This window comes from Verrucomicrobiia bacterium (genome assembly GCA_035574275.1).
Classification (GTDB): domain Bacteria; phylum Zixibacteria; class MSB-5A5; order DSPP01; family DSPP01; genus DSPP01.
Map to the genome: position 1 here is coordinate 31,749 of DATLYY010000009.1, position 24,680 is coordinate 56,428.

Annotated in this window: 20 protein-coding genes and 1 tRNA gene; 16 read left to right on the forward strand and 5 right to left on the reverse strand. The window is 56.4% G+C overall.

Annotated elements, in window-relative coordinates; genetic code table 11:
• Nucleotides 1-7: 7 nt before the first annotated feature.
• From VNL73_02245 to VNL73_02310, 14 genes are all read left to right on the forward strand, one after another.
• Nucleotides 8-907, forward strand: coding sequence for a sulfide/dihydroorotate dehydrogenase-like FAD/NAD-binding protein (locus tag VNL73_02245; GenBank protein HXF48231.1), 900 nt, complete (start codon nucleotides 8-10; stop codon nucleotides 905-907).
• A complete protein-coding gene (gene gltA, locus VNL73_02250; protein ID HXF48232.1) occupies nucleotides 907-2,484 on the forward strand; it encodes an NADPH-dependent glutamate synthase in 1,578 nt (525 codons plus the stop codon). The genes VNL73_02245 and gltA overlap by 1 nt, the downstream gene beginning before the upstream one ends.
• Nucleotides 2,481-4,385 (forward strand): 2-oxoacid:acceptor oxidoreductase subunit alpha, encoded by a 1,905-nt coding sequence (locus tag VNL73_02255; protein ID HXF48233.1) that lies wholly within the window; start codon nucleotides 2,481-2,483, stop codon nucleotides 4,383-4,385. The genes gltA and VNL73_02255 overlap by 4 nt, the downstream gene beginning before the upstream one ends.
• Nucleotides 4,382-5,395, forward strand: coding sequence for a thiamine pyrophosphate-dependent enzyme (locus VNL73_02260; protein HXF48234.1), 1,014 nt, complete (start codon nucleotides 4,382-4,384; stop codon nucleotides 5,393-5,395). The genes VNL73_02255 and VNL73_02260 overlap by 4 nt, the downstream gene beginning before the upstream one ends.
• Nucleotides 5,388-7,532: a hypothetical protein gene (locus VNL73_02265; protein HXF48235.1), complete on the forward strand. Its 2,145-nt coding sequence runs from the start codon at nucleotides 5,388-5,390 to the stop codon at nucleotides 7,530-7,532. The genes VNL73_02260 and VNL73_02265 overlap by 8 nt, the downstream gene beginning before the upstream one ends.
• Nucleotides 7,533-7,791: 259 nt before the next feature.
• The gene (locus tag VNL73_02270; protein ID HXF48236.1) at nucleotides 7,792-8,235 is read left to right on the forward strand and encodes a hypothetical protein; all 444 of its coding nucleotides are present in this window, start codon (nucleotides 7,792-7,794) and stop codon (nucleotides 8,233-8,235) included.
• Complete coding sequence (locus tag VNL73_02275) at nucleotides 8,232-11,342, forward strand: cytochrome c3 family protein (GenBank protein HXF48237.1); 3,111 nt, start codon at nucleotides 8,232-8,234, stop codon at nucleotides 11,340-11,342. The genes VNL73_02270 and VNL73_02275 overlap by 4 nt, the downstream gene beginning before the upstream one ends.
• 64 nt (nucleotides 11,343-11,406) lie before the next feature.
• Nucleotides 11,407-12,246 carry a hypothetical protein gene (locus VNL73_02280; protein HXF48238.1) on the forward strand — a complete coding sequence of 280 codons (840 nt, stop codon included), beginning with the start codon at nucleotides 11,407-11,409 and terminating at the stop codon, nucleotides 12,244-12,246.
• Nucleotides 12,247-12,250: 4 nt separating this feature from the next.
• Nucleotides 12,251-13,360: a cytochrome c3 family protein gene (locus VNL73_02285; protein ID HXF48239.1), complete on the forward strand. Its 1,110-nt coding sequence runs from the start codon at nucleotides 12,251-12,253 to the stop codon at nucleotides 13,358-13,360.
• Nucleotides 13,344-14,960, forward strand: a complete 1,617-nt coding sequence (locus VNL73_02290) for a hypothetical protein (GenBank protein HXF48240.1) — start codon at nucleotides 13,344-13,346, stop codon at nucleotides 14,958-14,960. Before VNL73_02285 ends, VNL73_02290 begins: the two co-directional genes overlap by 17 nt.
• A gap of 13 nt (nucleotides 14,961-14,973) precedes the next feature.
• On the forward strand, nucleotides 14,974-15,552 hold the full coding sequence (locus tag VNL73_02295) for a hypothetical protein (GenBank protein ID HXF48241.1): 579 nt from the start codon (nucleotides 14,974-14,976) through the stop codon (nucleotides 15,550-15,552).
• A gap of 1 nt (nucleotide 15,553) precedes the next feature.
• Nucleotides 15,554-16,123: a GNA1162 family protein gene (locus VNL73_02300; GenBank protein HXF48242.1), complete on the forward strand. Its 570-nt coding sequence runs from the start codon at nucleotides 15,554-15,556 to the stop codon at nucleotides 16,121-16,123.
• Between the two features lie 105 nt (nucleotides 16,124-16,228).
• Entirely contained in the window at nucleotides 16,229-17,092 is an 864-nt protein-coding gene (locus VNL73_02305) for a hypothetical protein (GenBank protein ID HXF48243.1), read from the forward strand.
• Nucleotides 17,093-17,456: 364 nt separating this feature from the next.
• Nucleotides 17,457-18,569, forward strand: a complete 1,113-nt coding sequence (locus VNL73_02310) for a cytochrome c3 family protein (protein ID HXF48244.1) — start codon at nucleotides 17,457-17,459, stop codon at nucleotides 18,567-18,569.
• Nucleotides 18,570-18,677: 108 nt separating this feature from the next.
• Here VNL73_02310 and ccsA read toward each other — a convergent pair whose 3' ends face one another.
• The 3 genes from ccsA to VNL73_02325 all read right to left on the reverse strand — a co-directional run bounded on the left by ccsA (nucleotide 18,678) and on the right by VNL73_02325 (nucleotide 21,969).
• Nucleotides 18,678-20,942, reverse strand: a complete 2,265-nt coding sequence (gene ccsA / locus VNL73_02315) for a cytochrome c biogenesis protein CcsA (protein ID HXF48245.1) — start codon at nucleotides 20,940-20,942, stop codon at nucleotides 18,678-18,680.
• Complete coding sequence (locus tag VNL73_02320) at nucleotides 20,939-21,328, reverse strand: cytochrome c maturation protein CcmE (GenBank protein HXF48246.1); 390 nt, start codon at nucleotides 21,326-21,328, stop codon at nucleotides 20,939-20,941. Before VNL73_02320 ends, ccsA begins: the two co-directional genes overlap by 4 nt.
• Before the next feature lie 182 nt (nucleotides 21,329-21,510).
• Nucleotides 21,511-21,969, reverse strand: coding sequence for an Rrf2 family transcriptional regulator (locus tag VNL73_02325; GenBank protein HXF48247.1), 459 nt, complete (start codon nucleotides 21,967-21,969; stop codon nucleotides 21,511-21,513).
• Between the two features lie 278 nt (nucleotides 21,970-22,247).
• On the opposite strand from VNL73_02325, the gene VNL73_02330 reads away from it, so the two are divergent.
• Nucleotides 22,248-22,796, forward strand: a complete 549-nt coding sequence (locus VNL73_02330; GenBank protein HXF48248.1) for a cytochrome c family protein — start codon at nucleotides 22,248-22,250, stop codon at nucleotides 22,794-22,796.
• A 183-nt stretch (nucleotides 22,797-22,979) separates the two neighbouring features.
• Nucleotides 22,980-23,441 carry an Rrf2 family transcriptional regulator gene (locus tag VNL73_02335; protein HXF48249.1) on the forward strand — a complete coding sequence of 154 codons (462 nt, stop codon included), beginning with the start codon at nucleotides 22,980-22,982 and terminating at the stop codon, nucleotides 23,439-23,441.
• Nucleotides 23,442-23,510: 69 nt separating this feature from the next.
• Here VNL73_02335 and VNL73_02340 read toward each other — a convergent pair.
• Together VNL73_02340 and VNL73_02345 are read right to left on the reverse strand one after the other, a co-directional pair.
• A tRNA-Gly gene (locus VNL73_02340) sits at nucleotides 23,511-23,584 on the reverse strand.
• A gap of 36 nt (nucleotides 23,585-23,620) precedes the next feature.
• Nucleotides 23,621-24,680: hypothetical protein (locus tag VNL73_02345; protein HXF48250.1), on the reverse strand; the 1,060-nt coding region annotated here is incomplete at its 5' end.

Genomic DNA, 24,680 nt, shown 5'->3' on the forward strand with positions numbered 1-24,680 from the left:
GTGTCCGATGGCTGAGTTTGAAATCGTGGGGCGGCAGGATTTTTCGGACACGACCTACCTTTTGGAAATCCGTCATCCGCTTCTGGCGCGGGCCGCCAAACCGGGACAATTCGTCATCGTGATGTCCCGCCCGGAAGGGGAACGAATTCCCCTGACCATTGCCGACTTCAACCGGGGGAGGGGGACGATAACCTTGGTCATCCAAGCCGTCGGCAAAACGACGAGAGAGATGCAGCAAAGTTGCCGGATTGGAACCTCTTTGTATGCTTTAGTCGGCCCGATGGGGCTGCCGAGCCCCATTGGCAACACCAAAAAAGTCCTGTGCGTGGGGGGCGGGCTTGGCGTGGCGCCGGTTTTTCCGCAGGCAAGGGCTTTCAAGGAAGCCGGGGCGTACGTCATCGGCGTTCTCGGTTTTCGCAGCAAAAATCTGGTTTTTTGGGAACGGAAATTCCGCACCTGGTGCGACGAGTATCTCCTTTGTACGGATGACGGCTCGGCGGGGATCAAAGGGACGGTTGTTGAGGGAATCCGACAGGCGATTGAAAAACATCCCGATATCGAAGAGTGCATCGCCATCGGCCCGCCGGTGATGATGAAAGCGGCGGCCGAGGCAACCCGTCCCCATAAAATTAAAACCGTCGTGAGTTTGAATCCGTTGATGGTGGACGGTACGGGAATGTGCGGCGGCTGCCGGGTGAAAGTAGGGGGGAGGGTGAAATTTGCCTGCGTGGATGGACCGGATTTTGATGCTCATCAAGTCGACTTTGACGATTTGACAAGCCGGCTCAAGCGATTTGCCGAAGAGGAAAAGGCCGCCTTGGAGCGCTGGTCAGAGGCCTGCCGTTTGAGGCAATTTGCGGGTTCCTCACCGTCGGATGTTACTTTTGACAGAAAGCGGAATGCGTGATGGCCAAGAAAAAGACGATACGCACGATTCCGCAAAAGCGGACGCAGGCTCGCGAACAGGAGCCGCAAGAACGGACTAAAAACTTTGCAGAAGTATCCAACGGTTACTGTCTCGAAGAAGCGCTGAATGAAGCCGAGCGCTGTTTGCTCTGTCCCGAACAGCCCTGCATCGCCGGCTGTCCGGTCGGCATCAACATCCCCGGTTTCATCCAGAAAATCACGGAGAAAAACTTTCGCGGCGCCTATGAAATCATCACCGCCACCAATTTATTGCCCGCGGTCTGCGGACGGGTCTGCCCGCAGGAGACCCAGTGCGAGGCGGTTTGCACTGTAGGGGAGAGCTTGGAACCGGTCGCCATCGGCCGGCTGGAACGTTTTGTCGGTGATGCCGCCATCGACGGGGGCTGGTCGGCCGTTCCGTACATTGAATCGAACCGTTTCAAAGTCGGCATCGTCGGTTCCGGGCCGGCCGGGATGGCCTGCGCCGCCGATATGGCCAAAGCCGGCTGCAGTGTCACGGTTTTTGAGGCGTTCCAGGAGCCGGGGGGCGTTTTGCGCTATGGCATACCGGATTTTCGGCTGCCCAACGTAATCATCGACGCCGAAATAAGGAATTTGGCCAAGCTGGGGGTGAAGTTTGAATGCAATACGCTTGTGGGGCGGCTTTTCACCATTGAGCAGATGATTGATGAGTTGGGGTTTGACGCCGTCTTTGTCGGCACGGGGGCCGGTTATCCCACCCTGCCGGGCATTCCAGGCGATTCGCTAAACGGTGTGCTTTCCGCCAACGAACTATTGACCCGTTGCAATTTGATGCGGGGCCGGGATTTTCCCACCTACGACACCCCCTTGCCGCATGGAAGGCAAGTTGCGGTGATTGGCGCGGGGAATACGGCGATGGATGCGATGCGGGTTTCGCTGCGTTTGGGAGCCGAAAAAGTTTTCTGCATCTACCGCCGCAGCCGGGTGGAATGTCCGGCGCGGGCGGAGGAAGTTCATCACGCCGAAGAAGAGGGGATTGTTTTCCACTGGCTGACCAACCCGGTGGAAGTTTTGGACGACGGCAAGGGAGGGGTGCGCGGTTTGCGCTGCATCCGAATGGAGCTGGGGGAGCCGGATGAATCGGGGCGGCGGCGCCCGATTCCGATTGCCGGCAGCGAATTTGAAATAGAATGCGATTTGGTGGTGTTTGCCATCGGCACCAACGCCAACCCGATTATCGGCCAAACCTCCAAATTGAAGCTTAACAAAAGGGGATACATCGAAGTGGGTGATAATCTGGCCACGTCGATGGCCGGGGTATTCGCAGGCGGCGACATCGTCACCGGCGCGGCGACGGTCATCGAGGCAATGGGAGCAGGCCGGAGAGCCGCCAAAAGTATGAAAGCCTATCTCGGCCTGCGCGAGCCGGACGCGTTCCATGCTGCGGGCGGGAAAGTTGTGAAACATTTTGGAATTGAAGAGAGAGAAAAGAACTTCGTGCGCATCCGTGTTGCGCCGGCTCCCTGCAAAGAGCCCGCCGCCGTTTCTTCCGCCGAACACGCTATGCCTACCTCGGCTACAGGGAAAAATCCATGAGCGGAACGAACAATCAAAAGCCGACGGCCGCGAAGGAAGGCAAAAAGAAGCTCACGTCGCTGAATGAGCACATTGTCGAGGTAATCAGCGACTCCGGCGAAGGGGCCCAGCGCTGCGGACAGACATTCGGCGCCATCGCCGCGCGGATGGGATACGGCATCTGGACGGTGGAAATCATCCCGGCGGAAATCCAGCCGCCGGCCCGCAGCGTGGAAGGGGCCAGCGGTAACCGCATCCGGCTCGGCTCCAAGCCGGTCACCAACGGCGGGGACGAAGCGGACTTGGTGGTGGCGTTCAACGAGCAGGTTTTGTGGGGCCGGGTGCGGGCCGGAGAGTTGAAGAAAAACTGCATCATTCTTTTGGAAGAGATGTGGCGGCACGATCCGGATCCGAAAATCGCCAACGCCTACTCCGAAGCATTCGTGCGCTTTACGGCGTCCGGCTACCGCGTGTATGAGGTGCCGATGGAGCGGGAGTGCCGCACGCTCGTTTCCGATCCGCGGCGGGGGAAAAACATGTTCGCCCTCGGGATGCTGGTGAACCTTTACGGCCTGGATTTGGACCTGGCCAAAGACCAGATTGCCCTTACGTTCGGCAAAAAAGCGGCTATGGTCATCCAAACGAACGTAAAGCTGCTTGAGGCGGGTTACCATTGGGCGGAGACGCATCTCAATTTTGGCTTCCGCATTCCCTCTATGAAGAGAAACGAACCGCAAATCGTCGTGAACGGAAACACAGCTTTGGCCCTGGGGGTCTTGGCTTCGGGAATGGAAATCTGCGCGATGTATCCGATTACCCCGGCCACCTCCGCCTCGCACTACCTTTCGGATGTTTTCGAGAAAGTGGGAGGGCTGGTTCACCAGGCGGAGGATGAAATCGCCGCCTGTTCCTTTGCCATCGGCGCCTCGTATGCCGGCAAGTGTCCTATCACCATTACTTCCGGCCCGGGCTTTTCGCTGAAGCAGGAGGCTCTGGGGTTGGCCGTAATGGCTGAAATTCCTTTGGTGGTGGTGAACGTCCAGCGGGGTGGGCCGAGCACCGGGTTGCCCACCAAAGCGGAGCAGGGGGATCTCTTTGCAGCGATGTTCGGTAGCCACGGGGACGCTCCCAAGGTGGTGATGGCCGCCTCCAGCATCGAGGATTGTTTTTATTCAATGATTACAGCCCGCAAAATCGCCGAGGCGTTCAATATGGTCGTCATTGTGCTTTCCGACGCCAATCTGGCCACGGCGCAAACTCCCTTTCTCCGGCCGCAATTCAACGAAAGCTGGCTGGCGCCGCCGGTGGACCAGACGCCGGTTGAAAATGGTGCAAAGCCTTATGACTGGCATCCGACAACCGGATTGGCACGCCGGTTTGTTCCCGGACAGCCGAACGGCATGCACACGCTTACGGGCCTTGCACACGACCGGGCCAGCCATGTGGCCTACGACCCGGAAAACAACGAGCGGGGCCTTCACGCCCGCAGTTTAAAGCTGGCCGCCCTGCAAAAGACCTTGAAACTCCCGCCGCTGTTCGGAGAGGAAGAAGGAGACCTCTTGGTCATCGGCTGGGGGAGCACCAAGGGAGCGATTGAAGAGGCCGTCGGTCGGCTACAGGCCGAAGGGCACAAGGCTTCCTCGCTCCACCTCCGCTTTCTGCAACCGATGCCTTCCGGTTTGAGGGAAGTGATGGCGGGCTTCAAGAAAGTGATGACCATCGAGGGAAACTGGTGCGACCGGCCGGAGGATGAAATCATAGACGAAAACAACCGGCGTTTCTCCTCGGTCGCCTTTCTTTTGCGCGCCCGCTATCTCGTGGACGTGGACTGCTGGAGCGAGGTGCGCGGCCAGCCGATAAAGCCGGGCGTCATTTACCGCGTGCTTCAGGAGCGGCTCAACGGGAGGGAAAAAACTAAATGACCGCCGAAGTTGCCTGTCTTTTGCGGGCCTACGAAGAGCGCCGGACGCTGGAGGATTATCAGGGCGGCGTGCCGCGCTGGTGTTCCGGCTGCGGCGACAACGCCATTCTCACGGCCGTCCAGAAACTCTGCCGGGATGAAAATCTGCGCCCGGAGAAAACGGTATTTGTTTCCGGCATCGGCTGTTCCTCCCGGCTGCCCCATTATATGCGGGCCTACGGCTTCCACGGCATCCATGGACGGGCTCTGCCGATTGCCGAGGGAATCAAGATGTCCCGCCCCGACTTGGATGTTTTCGTCACCACCGGCGACGGCGACTGCTTGAGCATCGGCGCCGCCCACTGGATACACGCTTTGCGCTACAATATGAACTTGACCGTGTTTCTGCATGACAATCAGATTTACGGACTCACCAAAAAACAGGTCTCGCCGACCTCTCCGCGGGGCTTGAAAAGCAACACCACGCCCCGCGGCAGCGCGCTGGAGGCGCTCAATCCCTTGACTGTGACTCTGGGCGTGCCTAACGTCTCCTTTGTCGCCCAAGCTGTGGACTGGATACCGGAGGTGTTGTACGATTTGGTAAAAGCTGCTTTCCACCACAGGGGTTTTTCCTTTCTGCGCATTCTTCAGCGCTGCCCGGAATGGCTGCCGGAGCAGTTTGCCCCTTGGATTTCCGACCCGCAGCGTGTCAAACTGCTGTATCACGGAACGGGTATATCCTTGAGCCCGACTTTGGCAAAGGTTTACGGGAATCAAGAACAGCACAATCCTTTGGATTTGAACCGGGCGCGGGAGATTGCATCGCAAATCGACCCGATTCCGGTCGGGATTCTTTATCAAAACCCAGAAGTTCCATGTTACGAAGAACTGCGCGCCAACGGGCCGTTGCGCACGGCGGAGCACATTCGCAACGGACTTGAAGCGGAATTTGACAAATTCACCATCTGGCCGGAGGAGAAAAAGGAGGCCCATCCGGCGGCGTATGGCCCAAACGGGCAGGGTGATGAATAGTTTGAACCAGAGCCAGCTTGCGTTTTATCTGACCGGCCAAAAGGAGGGCACAGAAGAGCTTGGGTTGTGCCCTGCGCTTTTGGCTTCGTACCGTGATTTGACCCGGTTGCGCTATGATTTTCCACTTGTTCTGACAGCGGGCAACGCGGCCGGGCCGGGTGTTCGTGGCCTTTCCGAGCTTATGGATGATTTAAGGCGAGAGGTCGCCACGGGAGAAGATTCGTTGCGAGTGAACCGGCATATGCTCCGGCTGGAAGAGGAAATCCGGAAAATGGCGGTTGCCGGTGTTAGCGGACCCTTGACAACACTCTGGAACCGGGCCGCCGAGCGGCTGGGCGTACGCGAAAGCCCCCTTCTGCGGGACAGTTTGGATCGCGCCCGGGCTGCTCTGCGAGTCGAAGGGGACGTAATCGATTGCAACGCCGGCTTGCCGGGGCGCTTGCTGCTTCACTTTTGGCAGGAAAAGCAGAAAGAGAAAGCCGTACAGTTTAAAAAAGAAATCGCCCGCTTGTCCCATCAGCTTTTTGAAATCCTGCGGGCCGACTTCGTCCATTCAGCGGCCGGCACCAGCGTCCAAAACTTGCAGGACTCGTTCGGCCCCTTGCATTCTGCCGATTTTGACTTTGCCGAGATGTCCCGGCTTTTGACGGGTTGCCGTCCTGCGCAGGGCTTGACGGAGGGTCGCCAGCGGCGCATTCATCGTTTGCTTTCCATTTTTAAATTGCAGCATTTTTATCCGAGTGCGGAAAGCAATCGGGATAATTCGGACTATTCGTTTGTTTTTGACAGCGCCTGCGGCGCTTTGAGATCCTACCGCGAACGGTTGCCTGCCTTGGCGGAACTGGTCGGGGCAGTTTTGGCCGCCAAACTGGAAATTTCCGGCGAATACAATGAAACCCTGCATGATTCATATTTCAAAACCTTCAGCGCCGAGCAACTGGATCCGCAGGATCTGGCCGGTTTTCCGGATTACTTTGTCCACATTGATGTCGACCGTCTGGATGCGGAGGAAACCGCAGCCCTGACCGAAATTCTTTCCGCAGGGCTGCCGATGAAGATGCTCTTGCAGACCGACGACATTCTGGATGGGCCGGCTTTGGGCGGCCGTCAATTAGGTTTGGCGCGGCGCAGCAGGCCCCTCGTCCAACTGGCTTTGGGGCTGAATGAGGTCTATGTTCTGCAATCCGCCAGTTCCCATCTATATCAAATGCGGGATGAACTGCTTCGGGGGTTCACCTGTTCTGGACCGGCGTTATTCCACATTTTCTCGGGTGCAGCCAAAACGGCCGGCCGCCTCCCGGCCTATCTGGTGGCCGCGGCGGCGATGGAGTCGCGGGCTTTTCCGGCTTTCGTCTACGATCCAACCGCCGATGCAGGCCAAGCCGGGCGCTTCCGGCTCGAAACCAATCCGCAGACCGAACGGGATTGGCCGGTTCAAAAACTTTCCTATGAAGATGACAAATACCAGAACGTCACCGAAGAGCTTCCGTTTACCCTGGCGGATTTCATGGCCATGGACGCCCGCTTTGCCGGACATTTTACCAATATTCCGAAGGAAGAGTGGAATGAAACATTGGTCTTCATTGATGACTGTCTAAACAGTTCCGGTACGGGAATGCCGGAAAAACTTCCCATCCTTTTGATGGTCGATGCGAACAACCGGCTGCAAAGAGTTCTGGTGGATGAAAAAATGCTGCGCGAGGCCCGCCGCTGTCTCGAAGCGTGGAAACATCTGCGGGATTTGGCCCAGCCACAGACTACCATAATCCGTGCACCGTCAGAAACCGTAAAAGAGGTACCAAGCATCCCGGCGCCAAGTGTGACACCGGTGCAACCGCTTACCGTCACACCGACCGCCGCTCCGTCGGAAGCCAAGGCGGAGATTTCATCCGACGATCCCTATATCGAAACCCCCCGTTGCACCACCTGCAACGAATGCACCAATATCAACAGCAAGATGTTCGCCTACAACGAAAACAAACAGGCCTACATCGCCAATCCGGACGCCGGCACCTTCGCCCAACTGGTGGAGGCCGCCGAAAGCTGCCAGGTCGCCATCATCCATCCGGGCAAGCCGCGCAATCCAAACGAGCCGAACTTGGAAGAGCTTTTGGCGCGGGCCGAACCCTTTCGGTAGTCCCCGGACTTGATTTAAAGCAACTGCCATCCGCTCAAGGCCGTTCTTCTTGGCATCCTTGGGCTTACGGGCTTTCGTGATTTTAAAAATATTCTTGACAGAATTCCGCGCGGGCCGTATCATATATGGAGTCAATGGAGCAAATGACTCCATTATAGAACGGAGGCGAGATGCAGCGCCGGCAGAAAGGGTGGGGTGAAAGGCCAGGGCTCAAAGGTGGGGGGGGTGAGGTATGGCTGTAGGTGGAAATGGGAGAGGGGTGATAGGTTGGCACCTCCTATGCCGGGGGCTTTTCGCCGTTCTGCTGTTGCCGGTAATTGCCCATGGCGACAAGGATAAACCGAAGCTAAGCGGCATAACGATGCGCGCGTACCACCTGCTGTACCCGGATTACAGCCAGACGTTCACCGTGGGGCTGAATCAAAAAGTCCAACTGGCGGACACCAACCTGTTCGCGGCGGTCGAGGAGTTTGTGCCGCATTTTGCCATCGACACGGTAACCCACAAGGTGTTCGCGCAGTCGCAAGAGCTAAAAAACCCGGCCTTCAAGGTGGGGATTTACATCGGCACGGAAAGAAAGGAGGAACAGTGGGCTTTCTTCAAATTTGCCGTGCCCCATTTCACCCGCCAGACCGGGCTGCGCTTCGAGGTCTTGAAATTCAATTATAACGGCAGAACCTACCGTCGGGAAAAATTGAAATGAAACGGCTGGTGTGGAAAATATTTGTCCTCGCTGTGGCCTTGGTCGCCGGATTTTCTGCGACTGCTTTTTCCCAAGGGAAAACCTGTTACGACTGCCATACCAAGGCCAAACAGGAATACAAAAAGAAGTTCGTACACGCCCCGGTGGCCAAGGGGGATTGCGAATCGTGCCACGACCGCCATGGTTTTGCGCAGCGGCTGGTTTTGAAAAAGAAGGGTGCGGAACTCTGCTACACCTGCCACGCCGATACCAAGGATAAATTCACAGCCGGTACGGCTCATCCCCCCGTTTCACAGGGGAACTGTACCTCCTGCCACAATCCGCACGCTTCGGATGAAAAAGCCCTGATCCGAAAATCAGAGGATGGACTGGTTTGTTTCGTTTGTCATGCGGAAACGAAAAAGCAGGACACTCTGGCCGTTCAGCATGCCCCCTTTAAAAAACAGGAGTGCGCCAGCTGCCATTCAGCGCACAATTCTCCCCATCCCGGCCTTTTGACCCGGCCGGGCGGCGAGCTTTGCGCTTCCTGCCATTCCCCCGCGGATAAGAAGCTTTCCGAAATGCACGCCAAATTCGGGGCCAACAATTTCAACTGCACGGATTGCCACTCCCCGCATGCCTCGGCGGAAAAATATCTCTTGAACGGGAAAGCCCACCCTCCGGCGGCGCAAGGGGAATGCGAAAGCTGCCATAATCTTCCGAAAAGCGGAGAAACCGTTCAACTCGTTGAACCGGTGGAACAACTTTGTTTGACCTGCCACGATACCGTCAACCATGACCTGGCATTGAAAGGCAAGCATCCCCCAGCGGCGGAAAAACAGTGCACCACCTGTCACCAGCCCCATTTTTCCGGTCAAGACCATCTTTTGGTGGACAAACAAAAGACCTTGTGTCTGACCTGCCACGACAATTTGGAGAAACAGGGGAAGGACCCCTCCGTGCACGCCGCCTTTGTGGAGGGAAGCTGCAGCAGTTGCCACGAGCCGCACGGTTCCTCCGAAGAACATCTCGTAAAATCTGCAGGCAATGAACTTTGCCTTGCCTGCCACAAGGAAATTGAGAACCAGACCCGTTCTGCTTTTCCGCATGCCGCAATAGAACAGGCCAATTGCCTGGGCTGCCACAAGCCACATTCCTCCAAAGAGCCGGTCTTGCTGGCCGACAAGGAAAAAGCGATCTGTCTGGGCTGTCATGCAGATATGGGTGAGCTGGATAAAAAAGAGGTTCAGCATCCGCCGTTCAGCCAGGGGGCTTGCGGTGCCTGCCATACTCCCCACGGTTCCCCGTTCGCCAAACTGGCGCGGGGAGAACAGCTAAAAATGTGCGCTTCCTGCCATCCGGCGGTGGTGAAAAAATCTCAGGAAAAGAAACTGCACGCACCGTTCAGGGAAAATAATTGCCAGGTCTGCCACAACCCGCATGCCGCGGATTCAAAAAACTTGTTGGCGGCAAACGAAAAGACCGCCTGCCTTACCTGCCACAAAGATAAGTCGTCCCAATTTGAACAGAAATTTTTGCATACGCCGGTAGCCAAAAATGAATGTTCCGGCTGCCACGAGCCGCACGGCGGCGGGTTCGACAAGCTGTTGAAAAGCAAGAGTGATGATTTGTGCTACAGCTGCCATAAGGCGGAAGAAAAGAGCTTTGCCCAGGGGACCGTGCATCAACCGGTGGCCGAAAAGCAGTGCCTGGCCTGCCACAGCCCGCATGGCGGCCCGGTCAAAAACGGCCTGACAACACCGGTGCCGGAACTTTGCGCTTCCTGCCACGATTTGAAGCAGAAAAGTTTAAAAGAGGCGCATGGCGGCTATCCTTTGGACAGCGCCAACTGCACGAGCTGCCACAACCCGCACGCCTCCCCAGAAAAGAAGCTGCTAACGGCCCAAAAGCATCCTCCCTTTGCCGAAAAAAGCTGCGATGCCTGCCACGCCCCGCCGGATGAAAGCGGACAGGTCAAACTGACGGCGCCGGTACAGGAGCTTTGTTTGACCTGTCATTCCGGTCAAGAAGCGGATTTGAAGAAGCCGGTCGTACATTCACCCGTCAAGTCCGGCGAGTGCCAGAGCTGCCACAATCCGCACGCGTCGAGTTTTTCCAAATACTTGAACGACAAAATGCCGGATTTGTGCTTCAGCTGCCACGAAGGGGTCCGAAAAGAGGCCGCGCAGGCCGTGGTGCATCCCCCCGTGTTGGAGGGGAAATGCCTCGATTGCCATGAAAAACATTCCTCCGCTTCCCGTGGGCTTTTGGCCAAACCGGCTTTGAAATTGTGCCTCTCCTGCCATACTGATTTGGAAAAGCGGTTCAAAACGGAGACCCTGCATGCGCCGGTGGCGCAGGGGCGCTGTTTTGCCTGCCACCAGCCGCACGGCTCGGCCAATGCCTACTTGTTGAAGGATTCCAAGGAAAAGCTTTGCCTCTCTTGTCACAAAACGGACCTTCCTGCTTTCAAGGCAAAACACTTGAATTTTCCCGTGGCCGGCTCGGATTGCTCTTCCTGCCACGATCCGCATTCGACCCCAAAGGGGAAATTGGCGCTCCTTTATCCCGCCAATCACCAACCGTTTGCTACCAAAAACTGTCTGGCCTGCCACGCCTCGACGAATTCTCTTTCCATTAAGAAGGAGGGTTCGGATTTGTGTTTCGGGTGCCACGGAGATAAAAAGGGGAATTTTTCGGGGAAAGTGGTGCACCGTCCAATTAAGACCGGCCAGAGCTGTCTGGCCTGCCATTCGCCGCACAATTCCTACACGGCTACGCTGTTGAATGCCAAAAAGGAGCGTTTCTGTTACCAGTGCCACGACCGAAAGATTTTTAAGAAAAAGTTCACTCATCCGCCGGTTTTGGAGGACTGCCAGACCTGCCACCAACCGCATGCGGGTGAAAACGGTTCCCTTTTAGTGGAGGCGAAGGTGAACGACCTTTGCAGCCAGTGCCACGACGCCCAAAAAACCCACATGCATCCGACCGGCGAGCCGCACAAGGACCCCCGCACGGGTGGGCCGCTTACCTGCATCGGCTGCCATAACCCGCATTCCGCCGACTATGAAAAACTTTTGCGCGGTAGCCAAGACCGGGAGCTTTGCATCCTGTGCCACAAGACCTGATATGAGACGAATAGCCCCCCTCCTTTTATTGCTCGCTTTTTTCAGCCCCTCGGTGGCGCAAGAGATGAGCTTGAAAAGCTCCTTTCAAATCACCGGAGCGCCGGGAAAGGGATTGGAAAGTCCCGCTTCGTTTGCCTACGATTTCAATCGGGAGCGAATCCTTGCGGCCAACACCGGCGCCAACGTTGTTGATGTTTTCACGGCGGCGGGAGAGTTTCTTTTCAGAATTGGGGAAACGGAGCTGCTTTCAGCGCCCATTGGCGTGGCGGCTCTTGCTTCCGGTCAAATTGTTATTCTGCAGGAAAAAAACACCATTTTGAAAATTTACAACGAAGATAGTCAGCGGCTGGATACCTTCAATCTCACGGCCGTCGATTCAACCCTCAAAGTCCGCGTCAGCCGGATTTTGGCCGACGGTAGGGACAATCTTTACTTGCTGGATGTCGGCAACAACCGGATTTTGGTTTTGGACAAAACTTGGAAAAAAACGGCGGTTGCGGGCGCAACGGGTCGCGGCAAGCCGCGGCGGCCGGTTGACTTGGCGCTGGACAACGCCGGCAGGATTTATTTGGCCGATGAATCGGACTGCCCCATACGGGTCTTTGACCCCAAGGGGAGGTTTTTGTCCTGTCTGGAAAAATATTCCCCCGGGCGGAACACCCGCTGGCGGCCGGCAGGGGTTTGTGTGGATTCCAAAAACCGTATCTGGGCCATCGATGCGGACGCATCGACGTTACGGGTCTTCGACGCCAACGGCAATCTGCTCCAAACCATCGACTCGGTGAACGAAGGGGGCCGCAAGTTTTTCTTTCCGGAAGAGATAAGCATCGACCGTTACGGACAACTCTACCTTTTGGAAAAGGGAAAAAACAGCATCGAGGTGTTTCAAATTGAAAGTTATTGAGCGGATGAAAAGATTTCGGCTCTACTTTTTGCTCTTTGCCGTCGCAGCCTGTTCGCTTGCCGTCCGGGCCCAGACCGACTACTACGACACCTCCCCGCACGGCAATCCGGAAACTGGCGCCCTGCGCGATAACCGCTTTACCCGCGGCGACTGTAATCAGTGCCACGTCTCTCACAAAGACATCGCCCCGGCGGCGCTGGTGCTTTTCACCGAAAACAACAACAACCTCTGCTACCATTGCCATTCCCAGAGGCCGAATGGCTATCCGGCCCAGGAATCAGACCGGATGCCGCTTACGAGCGCCCATCCCGGCTATTTCGAATACAACGCCAACGGAGTCAAAATACCGGGCGTGGAAAACCGCAAGCGCTGGCCGGGGCAATTGGTTTACGAGAATTCCGGCCTCTCCGCCAGCGGCCACTTCTTCTCCCCCCACCGGTCCGATTTGGACATGCCCAAAAAGGACAACAATGGCGCCGGAATGTGCCTGAATTGTCACAATCCCCATGGCACGAAGAACACCTTTGATATGCTGGACACCACCTATCTGAACATAGAGGGGGCTTTTGTTTCCGGTCGTCCGCAAAACTATGAGCTTTGCTTCAAATGCCATTCCGTCGACGGCCCAAGCGGAATGGATCCGGAAAACAAAAGGATTGCGGACTACTACGACAAATCGGTTAATAACGATGGCGAGTCGGGCCATCAGTTCAAAACCGCTTTTGGATACGTTAAAGCGGGGGACAAACTTCCCTGCTACGACTGCCACAATCCGCACGGCTCGGCTGGCAACGACGGGCTCCGTCCCAATGCCTATCTGTTGAGCGACGAGCGCCCGGGCTGGTCTGGGCTCGATTCGATCAAAACCTCCGCCGCGCAGGCCCGCCGCTTCTGCTTCGGCTGCCACCAATCTTCCGACGGGCAGGGGGGAGGGGTGGTGGAGGGTGTCACTTTGAACGCCTTGCCCAATGAGGTCCGTCAGCACGCTTTCAGCGACACCACCCACTGCTACGACTGCCACGGGCGGGATTATTCTTCCTCCACATCCCGTAACGTTCATCACCCCGCAACGGGGGAGGCTGAGGGTCCCATAATCTATGAATTGCCCCGCTAAGACTGTATGGTTCAGCCTGGCTTTTCTTCTCTTGGGGGTGGAGTCCGGCTGGGGCTATCCCCAGATTTTCGGCAACTACCAGTTCAACTACCAAAGGCAAAACCAGCCGCAGACGGACTTCAATCTGTACAACCAGAGTTTGTATTTCAACCTGCAGGATTTTGTGATGGTCAAAAATCGCTTTCTTTTCAGCGCCTACATCATCCGCAACGAGTACAACGCCGGAAGCAAATGGGTCGATTTCCGCCCCCGGCTTGATTTTGACTTGAGCGGTAGCTCCTACAAGCTTTTTTTCAGCTACCTGCCATACCGCCTTCCAGGATTCGGCGGCTCAAAGACCTACTACCGACAGTATCACGGTCTTGCCAACGTCCGCCCCGCCAAATGGCCCGATTTGCGCTTCAACTGGACCCGCTCCGACGTGCACGACAACCTGCCCATACGGCTGTCCGATGCGTCGCTTAGGACCTGGTCGGTCGGGTCGGGCTGGACCAAAAACGCCTTCAACGCCGTTATGACCTACATCCGCCAGGAAAATTCCGACCGCATGCGGGGGCTAAAGACGCAGGAGAACAACACCTTCAACGCGGGGGCGGGATTAAATCGTTCCGTTTTTGGCTCCGGCTATTTTTCTTCCAATTACAATTATTCGTTCAATCAACGGAAGGAAAGGGGCATCCGAACCGGCTCGTCCAACACCCATTCCTTGACCACCCAATACACTGCACCGGTGGGGAAAAAACTTTCCTTTGCCAGCAACTATTCGGGGCGCTTTTCCTTTGTGGAACAGCCGCTGCAAAATCCAGAGTTTCAGGATCAAACCCTCAACAATTCGCTATCCTTTGTGCCGGTTTCCCGGATGGACATTTCGTTGGTTCGGGGGGATGTCCGCTCCCTCGGGCCGGCGGCACGCACCAGCCAGGAATACTGGGCCGGTGTTTTCAATTACTCCTTCCCGGTCTGGCAGAATATCGACGGCAGAATCTCGTACTCAAAGACCTATTTCGGCGTATCAACACAGGGGCGTTATTTCTCGGACGTTTATTATCTCTCGCTGGTTGCTTTGGCCTATCGCAACCTTCAAGTGCGCGGAGACCTTACGGTTAATTTCCGTTCCGGGCCGCTTTTTGTCGAAAGCCGCTACCAGACCTCCCGCTTTCTGGACATCCGTTCCCATCCTTTGGAAAAATTGCAGTTGAACTACTACTACCAGTCCGCCATCAGTTCCCAAACCCTTGTCTTTGCCCAGGTGTCGTCGGAAAGCCACAACCTTTCCTTGGGCTACACACCCGTGCCAACCTGGAGCACCACGCTCAATTATCTGGTGCGGTATGCCCCGGGGGCCGCCGGCAAGCAGCAGCTTTTGTCCGCGCAGATTTACCACACCTTCCGGAATCAATTCAACTGGAACGTCAACTACGGCCTCACATTTCATTCCGCCCCTCTGCCGGGTCAGGTGCGGCAAAGCGATAATTTTTCCTCGCAGCTCGTCATTTTTCTGGAACGCAAAACCGTTTTGAGCTTGAGTTACTCCGCGGTCAATTTAACCGCCGGCAGTTTTTCCTCCAATCTGGGAGCCACCCTTAACCAGCAATTTTGAAACGGAGACGCCGATGAAAACCTGTCTGAAAAACCTCACCCTGCTGGCGCTTCTGGCCGCCGGTTGCGGCGGGCCGCGCAGCTTCGTGCATCCTTCCACGGACATCGCTTTTTACAAGCGGCTGGGGGTGGTGAACTTCGCCAATATGACCGGGGACCGCTTTGCGGGGGATAAAATGACATCCTCCTTTTTGACGGAACTGCTTTTGCAGAAAAAATTCGAGGTGGTCGAGCCGGGGGAGTTCCAGCGGATTGTGGCGGAAGTGCGCGGCTCTTCCGGCGAGGAAAGGAAAGATCTGGGGGCCGAGCAAATCAAGCTGATAGGGGAGAGGGCCGGCATTAACGGCATCATCGAGGGGGAGGTGAAGGAATTTCAAATGACCCGTATCGGCCCCGAGGATTTTCCCCTGATTTCAATCACCATCCGGCTGGTGGACGCCCCCTCCGGGCAGGTGGTCTGGATGTCCTCCTACACGGCCAAGGGGGGGCCCAAATTCCCCATTTTCTCCTTCGGAGAAACCCGTACGCTGGGAGAGCTGGCCCAAAAGGTCTGCAAGAAAATGGTGAAGGATTTTGTTTCCCGGGCCTACTGATATGAGAACAAGGCTTGGCTGGATCTTGCTTCTGGTTGGGCTGGCCGGCTGCGGCCGGGCACCCCGGCTTTTCTTCAAACCGGCCTACGATTTTTCCAGCCCCAAAAAAATCGCCGTTCTGCCGTTTGAAAACCTCTCCGACGACGGGGGTGCGGGCGAAAAACTGCAGAAAATCTTTCTGGTCGAATTGCTGAAGCAAAAAAAATGGGAGGTATTGGAGCCGGGAGAGGTGGAAGAGGCCTTGAAGGAGCTGCGCATCCGTGCCACGGACAAGCTTTCCGCCGAACAGGCCCGCCGGTTGAAGGAAAAATTGGGACTGGACTGGATTTTTTTCGGCACCGTGTTGGAATTTTCCACCCCGCAGGCCGGGTCGAACGAACCCCCGGTGGTCTCCTTGACGGCCCGGATTTTGGATGCCGGCAAAGGAGAGATTGTCTGGGCCGCCTTCGGCTCCCGGCAGGGGGATGATTCCGAATTTCTTTTCGAGGTTGGAAAAGTGAACTCCACCTCCGAGTTGGCCAAAAAGGTAGCAGAAAAAATGGTGACCGCCTTGAGCAGGGGCGGGAGTTGAAGTATGAAAGAGCGGTTTTGGGTGCCTGGAATGAAGCGGATGTTTGTTGTCCTTATCGTGTGGTCTATAACGGGAGTTTTACGGGCCCAGGAGTCCCCTTTGGATGTGCGCCTAAGATTTCTGACCGCCGGGTACAGCTATGAACTCCCCTTTTCCAGCCCGCAGGGGGTTTTTTATGACCGTAAAAACAAAGAGATATACGTCTGCGACGCCGGCAATCATCAGGTGGTGATTTGTGATTCCAGCGGTTTTCCAATTTATCGCTTCAAGCACTGGGTGGAAAGCGGGGGGCGCCGTTTTTTGGGAGAGCCTCGCAGCATAGCGGTCAACTCACTGGGGGATATTTATTTGGTCGATAATCTTGCGGATTATATCGAAGTGTTGGACCACCGGGGGGAACGGCAGTATCAGATTCATCTGGCTCCCCTGCTCGGTTTGCCTTCCGCCAAGCCGACCTGTCTGACGATGGATGCGGACGACGTTTTGTACGTCAGTTTCCGCAACCAGAAAAGTGAATTGGTAGCTCTGGACGCCGATTTGAAAATTCTTCTTCGGCTGGAAAACCGGGAGGAGAACCAGCAAAATTTTGGCGAAATTTCCGGCCTGTGGGTCGACTCAAACATTTATCTGACGGATGCGGTGGCCGAACCCTGCGTCCGGGTTTTTTCCAAAGAGGGGAGCTACCTTCTCGGTTTCGGCACGCATGAAGTCGGCTGGGAGGGCTTTTCGTTGCCCTCCGGTGTCGTTGTCACGAATGGCGGGATCATTTGGATTGCAGACACTTTCCGGCAGGTGGTCAAGGCGTTTGATTCAAAGGGCACCTTCTTGCGCTACATCGGCGGATACGGCGTCCAAGCCGGTGCAATGGACTATCCGGTTGCGCTGGGCGGGGACGGGGAGTCCCTCATTTTCGTTTTGGAAAAGGCCGGAGAACGGGTTCAGGGATTTGAAATTGCGCCGGATGAGTAATTGACGCCCGTCAAGTCGCCCCCAACCTTTTGGGCGGCAACGGAATAAGCGGTTAAATTAAGTTCCGATTTTGCTTGACAAGAAGCGGTATGATATTTATCATAGGTATGTCAAGTGAGTAGAGTCACTGGCTCACTTGAACTCTTAAATGAGGATGAACGGCACATATAAGCGGAACGAACGGGGCGTTGCCCGGTTTTTTTTCGACATTCATGTGAAACGAATCACAAGTCAAACCCAAAAAAAGGAGGCGTATCGACAGGAGATGGACTTCCTTAAAAGTATTTCGAAGACCGCGAGGGGAGATTCAATTCATTTCGGAAATGACCCAAACCACAAATCCAACAGGGAGGTGAAACAACTCATGAAGACATTCGTACTTGTCGCCTTCTTTGTGCTGGGGATGATGGCGGCCGCCATGTCCGGGGACTACCATTACGGTACCACCCTGATCTGTTCGGACTGTCACGTCATGCACTTTTCGCAGGCGCACGGCTACAACAACGACGGCGGCGGCACTTTCGTTCCTTTGGGGAGTAACGCGGAACACTATCTCTTAAGGGATGAGGTGAACAAGCTCTGCTTGAACTGCCATGACGGCCAGGCGTTCGCTCCGGATGTGTACGGCAGCAACACCGGATCGCACAACCGGCAGGCGGGGGCTTTGAACAAGGCCACCGACGCGGGACCGTACTACCCGCAGGACGGGCACACCCTGTTTGCAACCGCAGCCCCTCCCGGGGGAACGGGCTGGACACCGGATGCCACGCATGGCTTGAACTGCATCGACTGCCATCATCAACACGGCCATCCGGGAACCGGTTTTGCGGCCTACGATTCGGCAGGAACGGGCGTTCTGGGAACCGGCACCTATCGGAATCTAAAAGCGAACCCCGGCAACGCCAGCTCCACAAGCAACCCGAACCGCTGGGTGACCTACCGGGTGGGAACCAATTCGCTGCTCTCGGACGTGTTCGAAAGGACCACAGGACCGGGGGTGGCGGCCCACTATGACGTTTCCAACGTTGACTTCAACGAGCCGAACGCCGCGGCATCGGCCTATGGCGCCTGGTGTCAGGGGTGTCACAGCGATTTCCACGGCAGCGCCGGAGACGCGTGGATGCGCGATCAGGGCTATCCAGTGGCGGGGCATGGCTGGTTCCGCCACCCGACCGCGGGCATCAACATTGGCGGCCAGCCGACCAGCGGGCATTCGTCCTTGGCATCCTTCCGGAACAACCTGTTCCGCACACAGGTGATGAGCCCGACCGGTGTCTGGGGATCGCAGGGTGCCGCTTGGACGACCGCTCCGGCCGACCTGACGCAATCCTGCTTCTCCTGTCACAAAGCTCACGGCAACAAAAACGCCTTCGGGCTGATTTTCGCCAAAGGAAATGCGGCTCTGGGTGAGGAAGGGGATGGCGCGGACGCCAGAAACCTCTGCCGTCAGTGCCATGTTCAAGGGGCAGACCCGTAGAACTTGCTCTATGCAGCACCGAGGCGTCCGAAAGGGCGCCTCTTTTTTATGCTTTAATGCAGGAGTTGGCCGGATTGCCGGAAGCGGCTGCCCGCGGAGAATAACTCGTTATTTCGTTACCGGCGCCCTGCTTTTAAGTGTTTCTTTTTTGACCGCTTGCTCGCCGATTCGCAGCAGCCGCGGCCGTTCCTTGGCACGACGCCAAGTGGAAAGCACACCGCCCGACAAAAGTAGGATGGAACCCAGCCATACCAGGATAATCAAGGGTTTCTTGGAGACCTCGATGGAAACGGCGTCCGCCGTCTTGCCGGCGGCCGGGAGGGTTTCCAACGCCAGCATAACCTGCCGACTGTCGGCCTGGACGCCGATGAGTGACAGCTTGGTCTTGTCCGGCAGCTCCACGGGCGGGGAATTTACCTGTCCCGTCACCGTTTGAATGAGCTTGGGAGTCAGCTCCTGCGTCCTGCCGTTCTGTAAAATGGACAGTTTGGCCCCGACCTGGAATTCGTTTCCTTCCGGGTTCATATGAACCCCTTCAAAACCGAGAAAAGTGATTTGGTATTCCAAAATTTTACGCGCTTCGCCGGCGGTCAGAAGCAATGTGTCGGCCGCTTGGGCCTTCTCTCCGGCGCCGGAATGGTCGATGGGCGAGATGTAAATGTCGTACAAAAGCCCTTTTTGGATGGCCGGGTTGCGCATATATCCCTGATTATACTCCGACCAGTAAAAGCGAGGCCGGGCCTCGGAAATTTTCCCCGTATGTTCCACGCTAAAAACAAGCGCGTTTTCAGACGGTTTGGCGCCCGCTACCGTCCCCTTGTAGGTCAGCGTATAGCCGAAGGCGGATTTGGCCTCTCCGGCTGTCAAGTTCATCCGTTCCGACTGGGAATAAACGCCGGAGAAGATGAATCCAGCCAACAACATGGCAACGCCGATGTGCGCCAGATAACCCCCCGAGTTGCCCGGCCGTTCGGCCAGGCGGCGGGAAAAGGCAAAAAAGCTGGAAAAAAGGGCGAAGAAACAAAGAAAGTAGAACAGAGGATAAAACGACTCTTTGAACCCGGCAATAAAAGTCACTACTGCAAACCCCAAGGCCAGGATGGCGGGCCAGAACGCTTTGCGCAGTTTTTCGGTCAAGGAATCGGCGCCGTACGGCAGATTGGGGGTTATCGCCAAAAGAAAAGCCAGTAGAACGCCAATCGGGAGATGGGTCTTTACGTAATACGAGACATCCACCGCCGCCGCTTTTCCAAACAGGCGGGTTATTAACGGGGAGGATGTGCCCAAAAAGACGAGCGCCGTGGAAAAGGCCATCACCAACATGAATACCAAAACGGACCAATCCGCGTTGACCAAAAATCTTCCATACGGTTCTCCCTTGATCTCCCGCATTCGGTAAAGAAGCATTCCAAAACCAAAAAGCACAAAGGTTAGAAGGAAGAGAACCAAAAGGCCGTTTATTCCCAAGTCGGTAAAGGAATGCACGGAGAAATCGGCCAAAATACCGGAGCGGGTGAGAAACGTGCCGTAGACGACCAACAGAAACGTTACCAGCGCCAGAAGAAAATTGGTTTTGGGGAGCGCGTTTTTATGTTTCTGAATCAAGAAGCCGTGAATAAGTGCGGTAGCGGCCAAAAACGGCATCAGCGAGGCGTTTTCCACCGGGTCCCAGCCCCAATAACCGCCCCAGCCCAATACTTTGTAGGCCCAGAAGCCGCCGACGATAATTCCGGCGCCAATGGCCAGCCAGGCAAAGTTTACCCACGGGAAGGAGACGTTCACCCAGCCGCGGTACTCCCGGCGGGTCAGGGCGGCCATCGCCAGGGCAAAAGGCACGGCCAGCGCGGCAAATCCCAAAAAAATGACCGGCGGGTGAATCACCATCCAGAAGTCCTGCAGGAGGGGATTCAATCCCCGGCCGTCTGCGAGAACCTGTGCGGCCGGCTCGAACGGCGAGCGCTTGATTAGAATGAAAAGCAGAAAGAGTTGAACAAGCGAATAGAAAAACATTCCCCGCTCCTCGTATTCCCCCAAGCGCTTGAGCATGAACAACCCCAAAAGGGCCGACAGCCCGAGCCACAAAAGAAAAGACCCCTGCTGCCCGGCCCAGACGGAGGAAAACAGATAATGGAAGGGCAAATCGGAAGAGGAGTATTCGGCGACGTAGGTGATTTCGTAATGCTTGGCCACGAAAAGATAGAAAAGATAAACGAGCGCGCCAACGGAGAAAAGGGCGGAGACCCAATAGAAGCGGCGGCCCCAAATCAAGGTTCCCTTGGTTCGGCCCCATGCGTACAGGTAGCTGATAACGGAAAAGAAACCGAAAAGAAGGGAGATGCTTAAAAAAAGGTTGCCGGTAAGGGAGGCGTTCATTTTTCCGCCTTGTAGGTTTGCACTTCCTCCCCCTGATACTTGGAGGGGCATTTGACCAACAATTGGTCGGCCTGGAATACTCGTTCCCTATAATTTCCGATTGCCACAATCTGGGTGGCCTGGTCGAAGTTGCCGGGACGGACTCCCTTGTAGGAGACCTCCAGCATCTCCCCGTGGCTGTCCTTCAGCGTGAAGTACAAAAGCCCGGCGGTCGTATCATACCGGGTGGCGGATTTTTCCAGTTCCCCCATCACCTGCACGGTCTGGGGGGAGCTTTTGGCCTCGGCAAAACTGACGTAGGGGGTCAAGCTGGTTTTCAGGCTGACCGCCCCGTAAATCACGAACCCCACGATTATGACCAGGGCGACGATATAACGGATTTTCATACGGCTCCTTTCATATATTTGGAATTGCCGGAATGATCAAAAGAGGCCGGGGCTCCGAAAATACAGCATGGGATCCGCAGGTAGGGGAGGATCCGGTAGGGAATGGAACCCCGGCCGTGGGTGTGGCGGTTGCGGCTTTGTTCGCATTGAAGCATATGCTAGGCGATGGAACGGGCGGTCGTTTATGACGGTTCATTCTTCCTTCCGTTTCCGGCCCGCTCGGGAAGCACCTTGCTCAAATCCGTGGCCAAAATCCCGCCGAGACATTGATTCAGCCGTTTCTGGAGGGTCATCCGCTGACGGTGGGCCGGGCAAATCCGCTCCCCCGGGCAAAGGCGGTGCTCGTCCAACAAACAGGCCTCGTGCCCAAGCGGCCCGTCGCAGGCCTGGATGATGTCACGGGCGCTGATCTGCCCGGGTGGGCGGGAAAGAGAATACCCCCGCACGTTGCCCCGGTGGGAATTTAGGATGCCCGAGTGAGTCAAAACCTGCAGGATTTTGGAAAGAAAGGAGGCGGGGATTTCGGTCTGGCGGCTCAACTGGCCGGTGGTAAAAACCAGCCCGGCCGGCCGGCCGGCCAGATAGGCCACCGTCCTCAGCGCGTACTGGCACCCCTTGGAAAGGGGCATCAACCGGGTCATTCGTTCCTCATATACAGTAGAGCCGCTCGCTCCACTGACTCCAAGATAAGCGCGGGCCGCCCGGCCTGTCAAGCACTTTTTTTGGCCCCCCGCCCCGGCGGCGAACGCGGCCGGCAAGGCGGGATGGGGACAAGAAAATGCTTGACAGGCGGCTCTTCACCCCCTACTTTGCGGTGGGCACAGTGGAGTCGACTGCTCTACTGATTGACGAGGAGGGTGGCCGGAAGCAGCCTGTGAAAAGGGAACGGAAAAGACGGAACGCGAAACAAGGAGGAGCCATGTTTAAAAAACTGACGGTCGGAATGTTGTTTTTGGGGGCGGCCGCCCTGGTGTTTGCCGGGCCGGCCGGAGCCGGGTTTAAGTATGTCGGGGCCGACAAGTGCAAAACCTGCCACAACACGCAGGCGATGGGGAAAATGTACGATAAATGGATGCAATCCGCCCACGCCAAGGCGTATGCCACCCTGGCATCAGACACCGCAAAGGCGGTGGCCAAAAAAATGGGCATTGACGACCCGCAGAAAAGCGAAAAATGCCTGAAGTGCCATACCACGGATTACGAAGCGCACAAAGCCCAGGCCCCGGACATGGCCTGGGTGGCGGAGGGGATCGGCTGCGAGCAGTGCCATGGCCCGGGCGAAAAGTACAAAGCCTTGAGCGTGATGAAAGACAAAAAGCTCTCGATGCAAAACGGGCTTATTGTCCCGGACGAGAAAACCTGTTTGAAATGCCACGGCAACCCGGAAAATCCGTTCAACAAACCGTTCGTTTTTGCCGAGGCCTACAAAAAAATCGAACACCGGAAGCCGAAAACCGGGACAAAGTAATTCCAGTTGCGGGCTTGACGCGGAGCGGTCGGATCGCCTTGCAGGGCGGCGGCCGCTCATTTTCTGGCCGGTTTCCCGCCCGGCGGCCGAAAACCGCTTGACGGACACCAAGGGCCGCCCTACATTATGGGCGGAGTCGGTGGAGAAAATGGGTCTATTAATTAAACGGGAAAGGATGAACTGATGGCACGACTATTACCGCTTTCCAAAGGCTGCCAGTACGCCATACGCACGGCTGCCTATCTTTCTTTGGAACCGATGGGCACGGTTTTCCCCCGGCAGGAAATCAGCCGGCGGACAAAAATCCCCTATGCCTTTGTTTCCAAAATTCTTCAGTCGTTGACCAAGGCCGGACTTCTCCGTTCCCACCGGGGGGCCCGGCGGGGCTATTCGCTGGCCCGGCCGGCGCAGAAAATCAGCCTGCTGGATGTCATCGCCGCCTACGACGGCCCGTTGGGGCATGAGGGGTGTCTTTTGGACGATTACAAGCTTTGTCCGGGCGAACGGGTTTGCGCCGTCCACCACCGGCGGATGGCCGTCCAGAAAAAGCTGACCGAGGACCTTTCCTCGGCAAAGATCGCCGAAATTGCCAAAACGCTCTTCACTCGCCACAGCGGGGGAAAGCATAACTTATTGGAGGGGTAAAGGAGGCCGCCGCAGCCGTTCGGCGCTCGGACGTTCTTCCGCTAAAATTCGGGGGACAAAAAATTTTAAAGCGGGAAACGGGATTCGAACCCGCGACATTCACCTTGGCAAGGTGACGCTCTAGCCAGCTGAGCTATTCCCGCATCGATAGAAAAGAATATAACTTCCACCGCCGGTTGTCAATATTTGCGGGCGGCCAAAAGCTCCGCCGCCCCGGGTGCCAGCCGCAAAAGAAACGAATCCTGCACGGCCGCCTCGGCGTGGCGCTTCTGAGCCATGAGCAAATCCCGGTAGTAGAACCGGCCCAAGGGTCCTCCGCCGTCCAGCTCCATCCCCTTTTTAAGATAGCTTTCCACGGAATCGGTTTGCCCGGCAAGCGAATAAAAATAGGCGAGCATAATGTAGCCGCCGGAAAAGTCTCCGGGGCCTAGACCGATCGCCTCCCGCAGCCGCTCAATTCCCAGAATGGGGTTTTTGGCGGCAAGCTGGTTTAATGCCTCGTTGAAAAGGTTGGCGAACTGGGGGGGGCGGTCCGGCCGCAGCCCGGCGGGCCGGTCTTGGAAACGGCGGTAAAAGACGTCGAAAAGCCCCCCCTGGTACGAAAACTCCAGCCGGTAATTCTGGCGGAAGTCCGGATACAAGAGCAACGCCCGCTCCGCGGGGGCGGAGGGCTTCACCCCGGTCGAGAACATAATCACCTCCGGCTTTTGAGCGAGCACGTATCCAGCGTTGTAATGTTTTTCCCGCCAGGAGGAGACGATTCCCTCTATCCTTGCCGGATTGCGCGCGATGGCGGGCTCGGTCAGGCCCAGCATGTCGATGACCCGCCGGTTGCCGACTGTGTAGGAAAACGCCCCGATGGTCGAAATGGCGAAGCTCTGCGCGGCCGTCTTCCGGGCAAAATAATCGGCGGCATGCGTCATGCTTTGAATCAGCGCCACTTCATTGACGGCCGCATTCCGGAGATAGGGAAAAGCGGCGCGGTAGGAAAGGCCCGCCATGGCCAGAATCGTCAAAATGAAAACCGGAGCGCTGTACCAGCGTTTGCCCAACAGCCGATGCGCAACCTCCGCCGTGGGCGGGTATAGGAAGAAGAGAATGGGTACGAAGAAGCGGTGGGCTTTCAAGACGTCGCCGCCAATCAGGACAAGGTAGAGGGTGTAGCCGGCAAAAACCAAAAGGGAAAATTGCGAAAAGGTCGAAAGTTTCTTCCAGAATAGGACGGGGAGGAGTAGAAAA

What these genes read in the sequence shown, in the direction of transcription:
- VNL73_02325 (HXF48247.1), bottom strand. Translation starts at nt 21,969, where the DNA reads ATGACCCGGTTGATGCCCCTTTCCAAGGGGTGCCAGTACGCGCTGAGG.
- VNL73_02310 (HXF48244.1), top strand. Translation starts at nt 17,457, where the DNA reads ATGAAGACATTCGTACTTGTCGCCTTCTTTGTGCTGGGGATGATGGCG.
- VNL73_02290 (HXF48240.1), top strand. Translation starts at nt 13,344, where the DNA reads ATGAATTGCCCCGCTAAGACTGTATGGTTCAGCCTGGCTTTTCTTCTC.
- VNL73_02335 (HXF48249.1), top strand. Translation starts at nt 22,980, where the DNA reads ATGGCACGACTATTACCGCTTTCCAAAGGCTGCCAGTACGCCATACGC.
- VNL73_02245 (HXF48231.1), top strand. Translation starts at nt 8, where the DNA reads ATGGCTGAGTTTGAAATCGTGGGGCGGCAGGATTTTTCGGACACGACC.
- VNL73_02330 (HXF48248.1), top strand. Translation starts at nt 22,248, where the DNA reads ATGTTTAAAAAACTGACGGTCGGAATGTTGTTTTTGGGGGCGGCCGCC.
- VNL73_02295 (HXF48241.1), top strand. Translation starts at nt 14,974, where the DNA reads ATGAAAACCTGTCTGAAAAACCTCACCCTGCTGGCGCTTCTGGCCGCC.
- VNL73_02280 (HXF48238.1), top strand. Translation starts at nt 11,407, where the DNA reads ATGAGCTTGAAAAGCTCCTTTCAAATCACCGGAGCGCCGGGAAAGGGA.
- VNL73_02255 (HXF48233.1), top strand. Translation starts at nt 2,481, where the DNA reads ATGAGCGGAACGAACAATCAAAAGCCGACGGCCGCGAAGGAAGGCAAA.
- VNL73_02275 (HXF48237.1), top strand. Translation starts at nt 8,232, where the DNA reads ATGAAACGGCTGGTGTGGAAAATATTTGTCCTCGCTGTGGCCTTGGTC.
- VNL73_02260 (HXF48234.1), top strand. Translation starts at nt 4,382, where the DNA reads ATGACCGCCGAAGTTGCCTGTCTTTTGCGGGCCTACGAAGAGCGCCGG.
- VNL73_02265 (HXF48235.1), top strand. Translation starts at nt 5,388, where the DNA reads ATGAATAGTTTGAACCAGAGCCAGCTTGCGTTTTATCTGACCGGCCAA.
- gltA (HXF48232.1), top strand. Translation starts at nt 907, where the DNA reads ATGGCCAAGAAAAAGACGATACGCACGATTCCGCAAAAGCGGACGCAG.
- VNL73_02320 (HXF48246.1), bottom strand. Translation starts at nt 21,328, where the DNA reads ATGAAAATCCGTTATATCGTCGCCCTGGTCATAATCGTGGGGTTCGTG.
- VNL73_02285 (HXF48239.1), top strand. Translation starts at nt 12,251, where the DNA reads ATGAAAAGATTTCGGCTCTACTTTTTGCTCTTTGCCGTCGCAGCCTGT.
- ccsA (HXF48245.1), bottom strand. Translation starts at nt 20,942, where the DNA reads ATGAACGCCTCCCTTACCGGCAACCTTTTTTTAAGCATCTCCCTTCTT.
- VNL73_02300 (HXF48242.1), top strand. Translation starts at nt 15,554, where the DNA reads ATGAGAACAAGGCTTGGCTGGATCTTGCTTCTGGTTGGGCTGGCCGGC.